The 13,598-nt window shown below is 53.9% G+C and carries 11 protein-coding genes and 1 pseudogene; 5 read left to right on the top strand and 7 right to left on the bottom strand.

Annotation, left to right across the window (positions count from 1 at the left end):
• Nucleotides 1-29: 29 nt before the first annotated feature.
• Nucleotides 30-950, bottom strand: a complete 921-nt coding sequence (locus tag AB4Y96_RS00275) for a DnaJ C-terminal domain-containing protein (RefSeq protein WP_441914898.1) — start codon at nucleotides 948-950, stop codon at nucleotides 30-32.
• Between the two features lie 146 nt (nucleotides 951-1,096).
• Nucleotides 1,097-1,558, bottom strand: a complete 462-nt coding sequence (locus tag AB4Y96_RS00280) for an RT0821/Lpp0805 family surface protein (RefSeq protein WP_244518347.1) — start codon at nucleotides 1,556-1,558, stop codon at nucleotides 1,097-1,099.
• A gap of 33 nt (nucleotides 1,559-1,591) precedes the next feature.
• On the opposite strand from AB4Y96_RS00280, the gene pdxH reads away from it, so the two are divergent.
• Nucleotides 1,592-2,215, top strand: a complete 624-nt coding sequence (pdxH, locus tag AB4Y96_RS00285) for a pyridoxamine 5'-phosphate oxidase (protein WP_441915257.1) — start codon at nucleotides 1,592-1,594, stop codon at nucleotides 2,213-2,215.
• Between the two features lie 8 nt (nucleotides 2,216-2,223).
• Here pdxH and AB4Y96_RS00290 read toward each other — a convergent pair whose 3' ends face one another.
• Both AB4Y96_RS00290 and AB4Y96_RS00295 read right to left on the bottom strand, forming a co-directional pair.
• Nucleotides 2,224-2,976, bottom strand: coding sequence for a crotonase/enoyl-CoA hydratase family protein (locus AB4Y96_RS00290; RefSeq protein WP_441914900.1), 753 nt, complete (start codon nucleotides 2,974-2,976; stop codon nucleotides 2,224-2,226).
• A 9-nt stretch (nucleotides 2,977-2,985) separates the two neighbouring features.
• Nucleotides 2,986-4,758: an acyl-CoA dehydrogenase family protein gene (locus tag AB4Y96_RS00295; protein ID WP_441914901.1), complete on the bottom strand. Its 1,773-nt coding sequence runs from the start codon at nucleotides 4,756-4,758 to the stop codon at nucleotides 2,986-2,988.
• Between the two features lie 292 nt (nucleotides 4,759-5,050).
• On the opposite strand from AB4Y96_RS00295, the gene AB4Y96_RS00300 reads away from it, so the two are divergent.
• From AB4Y96_RS00300 to AB4Y96_RS00310, 3 genes are all read left to right on the top strand, one after another.
• A complete protein-coding gene (locus AB4Y96_RS00300; protein WP_441914903.1) occupies nucleotides 5,051-6,289 on the top strand; it encodes a glycoside hydrolase family 25 protein in 1,239 nt (412 codons plus the stop codon).
• Nucleotides 6,290-6,459: 170 nt separating this feature from the next.
• Nucleotides 6,460-7,872, top strand: a complete 1,413-nt coding sequence (locus AB4Y96_RS00305) for an HD domain-containing protein (RefSeq protein WP_441914904.1) — start codon at nucleotides 6,460-6,462, stop codon at nucleotides 7,870-7,872.
• Complete coding sequence (locus tag AB4Y96_RS00310; RefSeq protein ID WP_441914906.1) at nucleotides 7,851-8,366, top strand: hypothetical protein; 516 nt, start codon at nucleotides 7,851-7,853, stop codon at nucleotides 8,364-8,366. The genes AB4Y96_RS00305 and AB4Y96_RS00310 overlap by 22 nt, the downstream gene beginning before the upstream one ends.
• Before the next feature lie 87 nt (nucleotides 8,367-8,453).
• Here AB4Y96_RS00310 and AB4Y96_RS00315 read toward each other — a convergent pair whose 3' ends face one another.
• From AB4Y96_RS00315 to AB4Y96_RS00325, 3 genes are all read right to left on the bottom strand, one after another.
• Entirely contained in the window at nucleotides 8,454-10,145 is a 1,692-nt protein-coding gene (locus tag AB4Y96_RS00315) for a calcium-binding protein (RefSeq protein WP_441914907.1), read from the bottom strand.
• 90 nt (nucleotides 10,146-10,235) lie between these two features.
• Nucleotides 10,236-11,297, bottom strand: coding sequence for a calcium-binding protein (locus AB4Y96_RS00320; protein WP_441914909.1), 1,062 nt, complete (start codon nucleotides 11,295-11,297; stop codon nucleotides 10,236-10,238).
• 69 nt (nucleotides 11,298-11,366) lie between these two features.
• Nucleotides 11,367-11,708, bottom strand: coding sequence for a hypothetical protein (locus tag AB4Y96_RS00325; RefSeq protein WP_441914911.1), 342 nt, complete (start codon nucleotides 11,706-11,708; stop codon nucleotides 11,367-11,369).
• Between the two features lie 181 nt (nucleotides 11,709-11,889).
• Here AB4Y96_RS00325 and AB4Y96_RS00330 point away from each other — a divergent pair.
• A pseudogene (locus AB4Y96_RS00330) lies at nucleotides 11,890-13,503 on the top strand (peptidoglycan D,D-transpeptidase FtsI family protein); the annotation flags it as partial.
• Nucleotides 13,504-13,598: the final 95 nt, after the last annotated feature.

The raw sequence follows: 13,598 nt of genomic DNA on the forward strand, positions 1-13,598 counted from the left end.
CGTCAAGGATTTTCGGGAACCGTTGATTTTCAGAGACTCGAATCGCGCAGAAATGCTTCCAATGCCGCGTCACCATGCTCGGGCAACATGACGCGAACATGAACAAAAAGATCGCCATGACCATCCGGCTTCTTCGGCAAACCCTTGCCTTTCAGCCGTAAAACCCTGTCAGAACTGGTCCAAGGCGCGATTTTTACCGCCACACGGCCATTTAAAGTCTCAACTTCCTCACGCGAACCCAGCGCCGCATCACGCAACGCCACCGGCAAATCCATATGCAGGTCGTGGCCTTCCACTTTGAACTTCGGATGCGGCTTGAAACGGATTGTAACCAGCGCATCGCCAGGTGTTCCGCCCGGAATTGCCTCACCCTGACCCTTCAGGCGAATCGTTTGACCGTTTTCAACCTGTGCGGGAAGCTTGATCGCCAGTCTTTTGCCGTTCGGAAAGACAGCCTCGACCTTCTCGGCACCAACGGCCTGTTCGAGCGTCACATCAATCGTTGCCTGCAGGTCCGTGCCCTTGCGTGGCCCGCCGCGACGCGCTCCGCCAGCAAAACCGCCGGCACCTTCGCCGAACAGGTTGCTCAGAATATCTTCCGCATCAAAACCAGCATTGCCGCTGCGGAAGTCGAACCCACCCGAGCGCGCGCCGCGTGCATTGCCGAAACCGGCAAACGGATCACCACCGCCACCGGAGAAGCCTTCAAAGCCCTGCGGGGCGCGCTGCTTGCCTTCGGCATCAATCTCGCCACGGTCGAATTGACCACGGCGTTCCTTGTCGCCGATGATTTCATAGGCCTGGTTGATTTCAGAGAAATTTGCCTGCGCCTTCGGGTCATCCTGATTTTGGTCAGGATGATACTTTTTGGCGAGCTTGCGAAACGCCGATTTGATTTCTTCAGGCTTCGCCGTCTTGGCGACGCCCAGCACGGTATAGGGATCGCGCATGTGTGTGCCTTTCCACTGGCATAAACGGAAGTGCGTTGGGAGTTGCCCTGTATATGCCCATCAATAGGAAGAAATTCCAGAGTTTCTGTCAAGAAATCTGCAATTACCACCCGATTCTATCGAAAATATCATTCAGTTGCAGATAATTACAATGGAGCGAAGGATTTCAATGTCCATTGCCCGCCATTCTGCATGCAGGTCTCGCCCTTATAGAGCATGACGCCATCAAAGGATTCGCGCGATGTCTGGAATTCGCGGCAAAGGCCCGTATCGGTCTTTTTCTCGGCAATGGCTGTGATCGTGCCTTGACTGCCGGTCTCCGGATTGGACCAGGGCAGCGGCTTGTTGCCCCATTGCGTGAAGTTCAGGGCAGACACAATATTGCGGACGGTAGACTGGTCTGCAGCACCCTTGGCATCGACCGGTGGTACCGGAGCAACCGAGCCTGTCACAGTCGCCTTGTCAGGCACCGCACTCTCAATGCTGAAGCTTTTCATGGCGCAACCGGAGAGAAGGCAAAGTGCAAAAACAGCGGCGACCGGCGCTGTCCGCACCGAAATTTTCGCCCCAAGGTTCCTGATATCTGGTATTGCCAGTGCCAAACGCATATCTCTCTTTAACAAGGTCAACCAGCAATGACTATGGGTGAAATGAAGTTAACAACCGATGACTTCACGGAAAAAAACGAACCCTTCGCGCTCTTCGACGAATGGCTGAAGGACGCCACCAAAACAGAGCAGAATGATCCCAATGCTGTCGCGCTGGCAACGGTCGATGGTGATGGCCTGCCTGATGTTCGCATGGTTCTTCTCAAAGATTTTGACGAACAAGGCTTTGTTTTTTATACAAATTTTGAAAGTCAGAAGGGTCAGGAAATACTTGGCTCAATGAAAGCTGCCATGTGTTTTCATTGGAAAACGCTGCGCCGTCAAGTGCGCATACGCGGCCCTGTGGAAATCGTCAGCGACGCCGAGGCCGATGCCTATTATGCCACACGGCCGCGCGGCAGCCGTATCGGGGCATGGGCTTCCAGGCAATCGCGGCCGCTCGAAAGCCGTTTTGCGTTGGAGAAAGCCGTCGCGGAATACACTGCCCGCTACGCCATCGGCAACATACCGCGTCCAGCCCATTGGTCCGGTTTCCGCATTCGCCCGACTTCAATCGAATTCTGGCACGACCGGCCTTTCCGTCTGCACGACCGGGTGGTCTTCAGCCGTGAGACGCCTGAAAGCGACTGGGACAGCAAGACGCGGCTTTATCCGTAAGGGCTTGCTCAGCCCTTTTTGCGGGTGAGAAAAGCCATCAGGGCGTTGCGTGCCTCTTCAGACTGGAGCCGTTCGGCAAAATGCCCGGCTTCCAGCTTGATGCGCTCGACAGTCTCGGCGCGCGGCATCCGCAGGAGATCGCGCGAAATTTGCATGGCTTCCGGCGGCTTGGCGGCAATTTCCGTGGCAACCGCCAGAACTGTACTTTCCAGCTGGTCCGCTTCAACAATCTTGTAGACGAGGCCAACTTCCTTGGCTTCTGCCGCACTCAATCCGTTACCCACGGCCAAAAAGGCAAAAGCCTGCTGACGGCCCATCAGGGCTGGTCCAAGCAGGCTTGAGCCAGCCTCAGGCACCAGACCCAGATCAACAAAGGGTGTCTTGAACAGGGATTGCGGTGTGGCAAATGTCAGGTCGCAATGGAAATTCAGCGTTGTGCCGATACCGATGGCAAGGCCATCCACACCGGCGACAATTGGCTTTTTGCCATTGGCCAGCGCAAGAAGAAAATCAAAAACCTCGGTGCCCATGGTGCCCGACGTGGCAAAAGCCATGAAATCCTGCAGATCATTGCCCGAGGAGAAGGCACCCGGCACACCGAAGAAGACATGGGTGCGGATTTCCGGGTCCGCATCACCTTCCACCAGCGCCTTGGTCATCGTCGCATACATGGCGCGGGTCAGCGCATTCTTCTTGTCGGCCCTGAACATCCGGATGGTCTGGACGGCGCCATGGCGCTCGATCAAAATATGGTCTGACATGGTGTTTCCTTATTGAAGAGCAGCGCGGGCGCCAAGCAGACTTGGTGCACCGGTGAGGACGCGATCTTTCAGCGCCGAGGTTTCGTTCAAAAGATTTTCCGCAAAGAACCGCGCCAGAGCCGTGCGTCCGGTATTGTTGCCGCCGAGCGCGCCCTTGGCGAGATAGGTCGCCCCGGCGGCAAGGCCGAAAAGGCGCAGATACGGCGTCGCGCCAGCCAGCGCATCACTGACTTTGCCATCGGCAAGCGCCTTTTGCAGCCAGAGCGTTGCGGCTTCGAGATCGTCAAGGCCAGCCTGCAATCGGTCGCCCGTCTGGCCAAAATCAGTGCTGTTGCTGGCAGATACGGCCTCAGCGACTTTGCGCAACTCAGCGATGTAATCCCTGACATGATTGCCGCCACCAAGCGGCAGCTTGCGCTGGACAAGATCAATGGCCTGAATACCATTGGTGCCCTCATAGATCGGCGCAATGCGCGCATCGCGCAGAAGCTGTGCAGCGCCGGTTTCCTCGATAAAGCCCATGCCGCCATGGATCTGGATGCCAATGGAGGCAACATCCACGCCCACATCGGTGGAAAAGGCCTTGGCAACAGGCGTCAGCAGATTGGCACGGTCGGCCCAGTGCCTCGCATCATCGCCGGAGCCCGTATGCGACATATCCAGCGCATGGGCGCAGGCATAGGAGATGGAGCGGGCAGCACCGGTCAGGCTCTTCATGGTCAGGAGATTGCGCTGTACATCCGGGTGKTCGATGATCGGGCTCATGCCCTCGCCGGTCCAGCCGGGCGCGCGCATCTGGCGGCGCTCCTGCGCGTAGCCAAGCGACTTCTGATAGGCAGCTTCCGCCACCGCAACGCCCTGAATGCCCACGGCAAGCCGCGCATTGTTCATCATGGTGAACATGCAGGCTAACCCACGGTTTTCCTCACCGATCAGCCAGCCAATGGCGCCGGGCTTTGCATCTTTCGCAAAGCCATCGCCATAGATCATGGTGCAGGTGGGCGAGCCATGAATGCCCAGCTTGTGCTCGACACCGCTGCAGAATACATCGTTGCGCGCGCCGAGCGACCCATCAGCATTCACCAGGAATTTTGGCACCAGAAACAGCGATATGCCCTTGGTTCCGGCAGGCGCATCGGGCAGGCGCGCCAGAACCAGATGGATGATGTTGTCTGTCAGGTCATGTTCGCCATAGGTGATGAAAATCTTCTGGCCAAAAATACGATAGGTGCCATCATCAGCCCGCTCGGCGCGCGAACGCAGCGCGCCCACATCGGAACCCGCCTGCGGTTCGGTGAGGTTCATGGTCCCCATCCATTCGCCGGAAACCAGCTTTGGCAGATAGGTTTGTTTCAGATCGTCCGTCGCATGGGCGTCAACCGCCTCGATTGCACCCAGCGTCAGCATTGGGCCAAGGCCAAAGGCTATGGAACCGGCATTCCACATTTCGAGCGCCGCTATAGCAAGCATCATCGGCAGGCCCTGCCCGCCAAACTCTTGCCTGCCCGTCAGCCCATTCCAGCCCGCACCGATCCAGTCGCTGTAAACGTCTTTCCAGCCGGGAGGCATGGTCACCTCAGCATCTTTCAGCGGTGTTCCATATTTGTCGCCAACCTCCAGAAGCGGCGCAACGCGGGTTGAGGCGAACTTGCCTGCTTCTTCCAGAATGGCGTCAACCAGATCATCGGAGAGATCGCCAAAACGCCCTGCAGCAATGGCTTCATCCAGTCCGGCAATTTTCTTGAGAGTATGTGCGATTTCCTCGACGGGTGCCCGGTACATTGATCACATGTCTCCTCATCCAGTGATGCTGGGTCGTTGTGTCAGGACATTGCAACCCTCGGCAAGGCAAGGCAAGTGGATTTTTACGTAAACGTAAGAAAATTCACTTTTTGGCAACCTCGGGATTGGTGTCATTAGATGTATTGAGCCTGCCGGTCCGCATTCCGGACAATCGGCCTTGGACCTAAATTGTCATGCGCGGGATATGGTTTACGGCATTTTAACCATAAACCAGCGACCATACGCTCTTGTATCTGAAGTGCCAGACAACGAGGTGTGAAGGGATACCCATTTGACGATCCGCGCGCAGGTTTTTGCCCTTGCTGCCATTGTCGCCGCGCTGCTTTCCAGCGCCCCTTCCCGTGCGGACTCGCAATTCCAGACCCCCTGGTCCAATCAGGACCGTGCCATCGTGCTTGACGGTTACGAGCATAATTCCTTCAATCTGCCTGAGATCATCAAGGACCCGCGCATTGCCGCCTTCATCCACAAGGGCTCCGACGGAATGCCCGCCAACTATCATTGCGGACGGATCGCCGATGTGAAGGATCAGGAGATATGCCGGCGTATCTGGCGCAATTATGCGGTGTCGCGCGAGCTTTACCAAACGCGGCGCGCGCTGGCCAAAGCGCTCGGGCTGAAATGGGGTTCCTACCACCTCGCGCGTCCCGGCAACCCTGTCGAACAGGCAAATCACTTTATCGATTATGCGGAGCCAACCAGCGATGAGTTGATGGCACTCGATATCGAGGACAATGACCCTACCCGTTTCATGTCATTGCAGGATGGCCAGATCTTTGCCGAGCAGATCAAGCTGCGCACCGGCCGCTACCCGGTGCTCTACACCAACGGCACCACGGCAAAATACATTGCCGATCACCGGCTTCAATTTCCGGTTCTTTCCCGCCTGCCGCTCTGGTATGCGCGCTATGAAACCGATATCGCCCCGCATTTTCCCAAGGGCAACTGGCAGGACTATGCACTCTGGCAATTTACCTCGCAAAGCAACTGCACGAAAACACGCTGCCCCTATCGCCCGAATGGTACAAACCGCGATATCGACGTCAACATTGCCGATATGACTGTGGCACAACTCAAACAGGCATGGCCGTTTGATAATCTCATTCCAGCCGTAGTGCCTGACGACATGCCGAGGCCCGGCGAACGGCCACCCCTTACCGATGATATATTGATGGCATCAATGGAACCACCACTGGTCGATTATCGCCAGCTTCTGCGCGCTCCGCAGATGCTGGCGGGTGTAGCTGCCCGTTTGCTCGCCGATGCACAGGCTTATCTTGACCATATGGACGAAACCCCTGAAGCAATCGACACGATGCTAACCGCCTCCATTACCCCTCAGCCCGTTGAAAAGCTGACTGTGGCGGCAATCAAAATCAGTCTGCAGCAGCCTAAAGCTGCGGCTGGCGAGCGCCCCGACAGCCAATTGATCAGCGGAATGGTGAATTTCTGTTTTGATGACGCCAAAGCATTTCGTGGCCGCTGGCCCGCCTATGCAATGCAGCGCTGAATTCCATTAAACCACAGCGATTATGTTGGATTGCAGGGACGAAACAATTCAGAACATGACCTCCAGCTTGCCGAAGCTCGAGTAATATTGTCATATGAGAACATAGAACGAATCATCATTATTTAATTTGATTTTAGCAGGCGAACAAAATAAGAACATACAGAGGGGCTATGGCTGTTCAGCGCATTCGCGACCCGTTGCATGATATCATTGAGTTTTCAATATCCAAATCAGAATTAGAGCGAATCTTATGGAAGGTCTTGCAGACTCGACCATTTCAGCGCCTTCGAAGAGTAAAACAACTTGGGTTCTCAGACTTGGTATATCCAGGAGCTAGCCACTCTCGGTTTGCACATAGTGTGGGAGTCTTTCACACCGCAAGGCAACTGGTGGAAATCATTCGACAGCAATTGAATGAACCGCAGTCTAGCAAAGAAATAACTTCATTGGCTGCAGCCCTTGTTCATGACTTGGGACACGGACCATTTAGCCATGCATTTGAAGAAGTGGGCAAACGTTTAAAGCTCAAATTGGCGAATCATGAACATATGAGCGACACGCTCATTCGCAACAGTGAAGTTACTGAAGTTTTAAATGAGTTGGGAAGCGGAATTGCAAATGATACCGCTGATATTATCCAGAAAGGTGGCGTAAAAACCGTTCATCACGCGATCGTATCAAGCCAATTTGACGCGGACAGATTGGACTATACGAGACGAGACAGGCTAATGACCGGCACTCAACATTCGGCAATTGATTTTCCATGGCTTTTAGCAAATTTGGAAATAGGGAGCGTTTCAGTGGGCGTCGATGAGGTTGAAACTGGTAAAATTGATACATTGGTCCTTGGACCAAAATCAATATACGCAGCGGAAGCCTATGTTCTTGGTCTCTTTCAACTTTATCCCACCGTATACTTTCATAAAACGACGCGTGGTGTTGAAAAAATATTCTTGGAGTTACTTATTCGCGTCGTTGAGCTAATTCGCTCAAAAAACACCAAAGCTACCGGACTGCCTAAGAACCACCCGCTTGTAAAATTTGCAATCAATCCAGAGAACGTAGAAATAGCACTTTTGCTCGATGATACAGTAATTTGGGGCGCACTTTCGTTAATGTGCGATTGTACAGATTCTGTTGTTTCCGAATATGCTCGTCGCATAAGGGATCGAAAATTATTCAAATGCGTTGATATTCGCACTCTCGTATCCAGTAAATTGGATCCTAAGAGTAGCAATAAAGAGGCTCTAACGTCGAAGATTGATGTCTGCTGTAAAGCCATAGATGTTAAGATTGACGAATGGAAAGCGACCAACGAAATTGATCGCCCTCGCATTCTTAAGGATGAAGCGACACGATCACCATATAAACCTATCGAAGCGTCTAAGGGGCCTCTTGATCGGATAAACATCCGAACATCAGATGGTCTGATCGATTTGAAAGAGCGCTCTGCTATTGTAGCCGCACTTCAAGATTTTAAACTTTTTCGTGCATATATCAGCCCGGATGATCAAATCGCACGGGACGAAATTACCAAGGTTGTAGAAGGAGAAATTGCATCATGTCTAAAGCAAAAGCACTAAAGGCAGCAGCTATTGTGCAAGATGCTGGCGGGCATATTGTTGGGCGTACTCGCTTGCAGAAAGTCGCATACTTATTGGTTGCCTCTGGCCTCGAGGAAGATTTCTCTTTCTCATACAAACATTACGGTCCTTACAGTGACGACTTGGCAGCATTCGCTAGTGATGCAAACCTATTAGGCTTTATCAAAGAAACTGAAAAAAAAGCATCATGGGGGGGCGTTTATTCAGTTTTCGATATTGCAAACTTCACAGAAGGAAATGGCTCGCCAGATCGAGAACCACTTGCAAAACTGGCAGCTTCCGCAGACGCTATAGAGCTGGAACTGGCAGCTACCGCGCTATATCTTGCCAAGGAAGGTATTATTGATCCTTGGGGCGAAACTGAGCGCCGAAAGCCAGATAAATCGACGGAAGGCCGTCTTGAACGTGCTAAAATTTTATACCGGCGGCTGAATGATCTGCCCAAACCTCTGGCTTGGCCAGCAATTGCTTAATTAGATGCAAGTTGGTGCCGGATGCATATGAGAAAACAGGCGCCTGTCACCAGACGCCTGTTTTCATAGATAAGATCGGCACCAAACTCAGGAGAAAATGACGTCATCCGCTGAGAGGTTGGCAAGCGTCACGCCTTCGATGACAATGCCATTGGTGTCGCTGCCAAAGCTGACATAGACGCCAGCCGCGGTATCATGCGAGGCCGTGAGAAAGCTGGCAAAATCGTGAATACCGGTAGCGCTGTCGGGGCCAAACCCACGCAAGCTGATTACATCGCCACCTGCGGTATCAAAGTCGGAAATATGATCGATGCCACCATTCAGGCGTGCCGTTGCCTCGTCCCAGACAAAGGTGTCGGCGTCACTGCCGCCCTTCAAGATGTCCGCGCCAACACCACCATCCAGAGTGTCCTTCCCATACATACCGTTCAAGATATCATTGCCTTCGCCACCTTCCAGAATGTCGTTGTAGGCACTCGGAATTGTCACGAGATCTTCACCGTTAAGCGTGTCATTGCCAGCACCGCCGACCAGATGATCAGCACCGCCACCGCCGTTCAGCACATCATCACCGCCACGCCCATCGATATAGTCATCGCCGCTCGCACCGGGTCTGTAGGCATCATAGCTTCCCAGCTCGTCATTGCCATCGGCGCCATATAGCTTGACGCCCTGATAACCACCGAATACCGAGACGTGAAACTCTTCAACCGTTGAGTAACGCGCTGCATCGAATGTGAATCCTTGCGACGTCGAGGAAAAATGCAGATAGGCTGTATCGTAGCCATCTCCACCATCCAAACCACCTGTCCCGCCTTCTGAATAAACAGTGAGACGATCATTCCCGGCGCCGCCGTGAAGATTGGCATTGCCTCCCAGGTAAGGCTCGTCCGAGCTGCCATCCGTCAAAGAATCGTCGCCATTACCGCCGTCGAGGAGGACATCCCATCCACCATTGGTGAAAACGCTGTCATTACCGTCACCACCAAACAGTTGATCATCGCCGGAGCCACCACCCATATAATCGTTTCCGGCCCCACCTTTGATAATGTCGTTGCCGGAACCACCGTAAAGAACGTCGTTGCCGTCGCCGCCGTTGAGATTATTGTTGCCATCGCCGCCGCTGATCCAATCATCACCGCGGCCACCAGCCAGACTATCATTGCCCGCATCGCCCCAGATCTTGTCGTTGCCGTTGCCGCCATCGACATAATCATCGCCTGCGTCGCCATGAATTTCGTCATTACCGCCGCCGCCGAACAGCAGGTCCCGGCCGTCACCACCAGAGATAACATCATTGCCTTCTCCGGCTTCAACGCGGTCATTGCCTGCACCGGCATTGACGTTGATCTGGGCAAAATTGGTCGCAATGATGGTGTCATTGCCGCTGCCGGTCTTCAGTTCCAGCTGTTCGATATCGACGAAATAGAGATGATTGGTCTGAACAGCCGGATCACCAAAGACGAAGTGGCCACTGGAGCCATTAAAAGTCACCGCCTGGGTGGAACTTGTGAGGTCAACTGCGAGCGTATCCGTACCGGCACCACCGCGTGCGGCACCGCCTACGCCAATGAAAGCCAGCCGGTCATCGCCATCGCCGCCTTCAAGCTGGTCGAAACCGCTTGAGGTGGTCAGGACATCATTGCCAGCACCACCATAGAGGAAATCATTACCAGCACCGCCATCCAATGTGTCATTGCCGCCAAGTCCCCAGAGGTTGTCGTTCTCATCCGTTCCAAGCAGGTTATCGCTTGCTCCAGTACCAACTATCTTAGCCATTGTGTTCGTCCTCCCAGACGTTGCTCGTGTTTAACTATCCTCCAACTGCATTGCGCCGCCCCATCAGGGGCGACGCATCAGACCTCATGCTCAAGAGAAAACAACATCGTCAGGCGAGAGGTCGGCAAGCGTTACGTGCTCAATAAGAATGCCGCTGGAATCGCCATCGAAGCTGACATAGACGCCATCGGCCGTGTCATGCGCTGCAGCAAGGAAGCTGTCAAAATCATGAATGCCGGTGCCGCTTGCGGCGAAATCGTGCAGATTGATCACATCTTCCGCCACGTTGAAATCAGCGATGTGATCAACGCCGCCAATGGTATTTCCATTGAACTCAAACGTATCTGCACCGGTGCCACCAATCAGTTGATCAGCGCCCGCGCCGCCATCCAGATGATCACTGCCTGAGCCGCCCTTGAGGACATCGTCGCCAGCACCGCCGAGCAGTACATCATTGCCGTCGCCGCCATTCACCGTATCGTTGCCCGCGCCGCCATCAATATGGTCGTCGCCGCGGCCACCATTCAGATTGTCCTTGCCGTCATCGCCCCAGATGCTGTCATTGCCATTGCCGCCATCGACAAAGTCATTGCCCGCATCGCCATGCAGTTCGTCATTGCCGCCATTGCCATAAATGACGTCATTGCCGGAACCGCCAAACACCGTGTCATTGCCCTCGCCGGTTTCGACGTGGTCATTGCCAGCACCTGTGTTGACCTCGACCTGAGCAAAGTTCGTGGCGATAATCTTGTCAGCACCGCCACCTGTCGTTAGCTCCAGCCGTTCCAGATCAACGAAGTACAGATGATTGGCCGCCACCGTCGGATCGCCGAAAACAATGTGACCGGCTGAACTGTTCAATGTGACCGGTTCAGAAGAATTTGAAACATCAACCGCCAGCGTATCCGTACCGGCACCGCCGCGCGCTGCACCGCCAACGCCGACAAAAGACAGACGGTCATCACCATCACCGCCCTCAAGCTGGTCGAAACCGCTTGAGCTGGTCAGGACGTCATTGCCGGCCCCGCCGTAGAGATAATCGTTTCCAGCACCACCATCGAGAATGTCGTTACCGCCAAGTCCCCAGAGATTGTCGTTCTCATCGGTTCCCTGCAGAGTATCACTTGCACCACCACCAACTATTTTCGCCATTGATTTGTCTCCCAACAACTTGCGATGGCGGAGTATATGTAAGGATTAATGACAAGCAAGTGTCGTTTTCTAGATGTAATGAAGATTAAATAGACTGTTTTTACTTGCAAAATATTTCAAATTTAAAAGTAAAATTTTCACTTTTTCATGTAACAGTACATTTGAATATATATTGCCAATGAAGCGCGTATTCTCAATATTTCCATCAGTTAATCCCTGTGCAATGCACAATATAAATTCACGCGCCATGCATGGCAGATGATGCCCTGATGAGGTGACCTCAAAGCCACACTGCGGCAACATTTTTTTCTCCTGCCCATCCGGTGCAGCAAAACAGCGGTATTTTGGAACATCCTTTGGCACGAGCGCCCGGCGCAAGGCGGTTCCTTGCAGCAAAAACGCAATGCCCATATCCAGATATTGCAGCCGCTTCCCCAGGGTTATCCACGCTAAAAATCCAAATTAATCATCTGTTCAGGTTAACAAGACATTCCGGAAATCGTGAGAATTGCAGCTGATGAAACGATGCTAGTTTGGCGCCATCAGCCCCAATCCACCGTTTTGCAATGAGATAATGACACAACGTCGCCCACGCGCCCAAAACCGTATCCTGATCGTCATGGCCTGTTTCATCGGGATTTTCAGCGTTATCAGCGGACGGCTGGTGTTCTACGGCATGAAGGACGATCCGGTTGACTATGCCGGGCCAACCGGCTCCATTCTCGCCTCTCGCCCCGATATTGTGGATCGCCATGGCGCGGTATTGGCAACGGATATCAACTCCGTCTCGCTTTATGCCGAACCGCGCAAGATCATCGATCCGGATGAAGCCTTCGAACTGCTTTCCACGGTGTTGCCCGACCTTAACTTTGAACAGACCTATGCCCGACTGAAAGGCAATGCGGGGTTTGCATGGCTCAGGCGTGGCCTGACGCCAAAGCATAAAAACCAGATCATGGCGCTTGGCATTCCCGGCATTGGCTTTCGCACCGAGAAATCCCGTTTCTATCCGGGCGGGCCAACGGCAGCACATATTCTCGGGCTTGTGAATATCGACAATCAGGGCATTGCCGGTATGGAGAAGTATATTGATGGGCAGGGCCTGACCGATCTGCGCGATGTTGGCCTTGCGCATGGTCGCACGCTCGCGCCGGTGAAGCTTTCCATCGATCTGCGCGTCCAGCATGTGGTGCGCGATGTACTGGTTAATGCCATCGAGCGCTATCGCGCCATCGCGGCGGGTGCCGTGGTGCTCGACGCCAGAACGGGTGAGATTCTTGCCATGGGCTCCGTGCCGGATTTTGACCCGAACAACCCGTTCAATGCGCTGGAAAAAGACCGGCTCAACCGCATGTCCGCTGGCGTCTACGAGATGGGTTCGACAATCAAGACCTTCACCACCGCCATGGCACTGGATTCTGGCAAGGCAGACCTGAACAGTACCTTTGACGCCACCCGCCCGATCACCATCGGTCGTCAGACCATCCATGATTTCCATGGCAAGCGCCGTGTTCTGACCTTGCCGGAGGTTTTTCTGTTCTCGTCCAATATCGGTTCGGCCAAGGAAGCGGATATTGTTGGCATTGAAGGACATCGCGAATTTCTGGTGCGGCTCGGCCTGCTTGACCGCCTGCAGACGGAACTGCCCGAAGTGGCGCGTCCAACCGAGCCGAAAGTCTGGAAGAAGGTTCATTCAATCACGATCTCCTTCGGCCATGGCATGGCAACCACACCGCTGCAAACAGCCGTTGGCGCGGCTGCCCTCCTCAACGGCGGAATGCTGATCGCACCGACATTCCTGCCGCGCACCATCGAGGAGGCGCAAACCATTGCCAAGCGGGTTGTGAGCAAGCGGACAAGCGACGATCTACGTTACCTTTACCGCCTCAATGCGCAAAAGGGCACCGGCGGTTCGGCCAGCCGCACACAGGTTCCCGGTTATCGAGTTGGCGGCAAAACGGGAACTGCCGAAAAGGTCATCAATGGGCGCTATTCCAAGGATGTGCGCTTCAACACTTTCATCGCGGCCTTTCCGATCGAAAATCCTGAATATATCGTCCTGACGATTATTGATGAACCGAAACCTGTCGACGGTCAGGTCGCAGCCGGTGCAGGCCTCAATGCCGCGCCGATGGCCGCTGAAATTATCCGCCGCTCGGCCAATATTCTCGGCGTGCTACCGGTGTTCGAGACAGCAGCCGATTAGGATCAAGTCTGATCGGCCAGGTGAATGCAGAATTGAGATTGCAAGAGCAGACAACACGGTGCAATCAGGTTCATTGATCGTTTAATGACTGGTTT

Origin of the sequence: Phyllobacterium sp. TAF24 (assembly GCF_052113785.1) — a bacterium.
Lineage (GTDB): Bacteria > Pseudomonadota > Alphaproteobacteria > Rhizobiales > Rhizobiaceae > Phyllobacterium.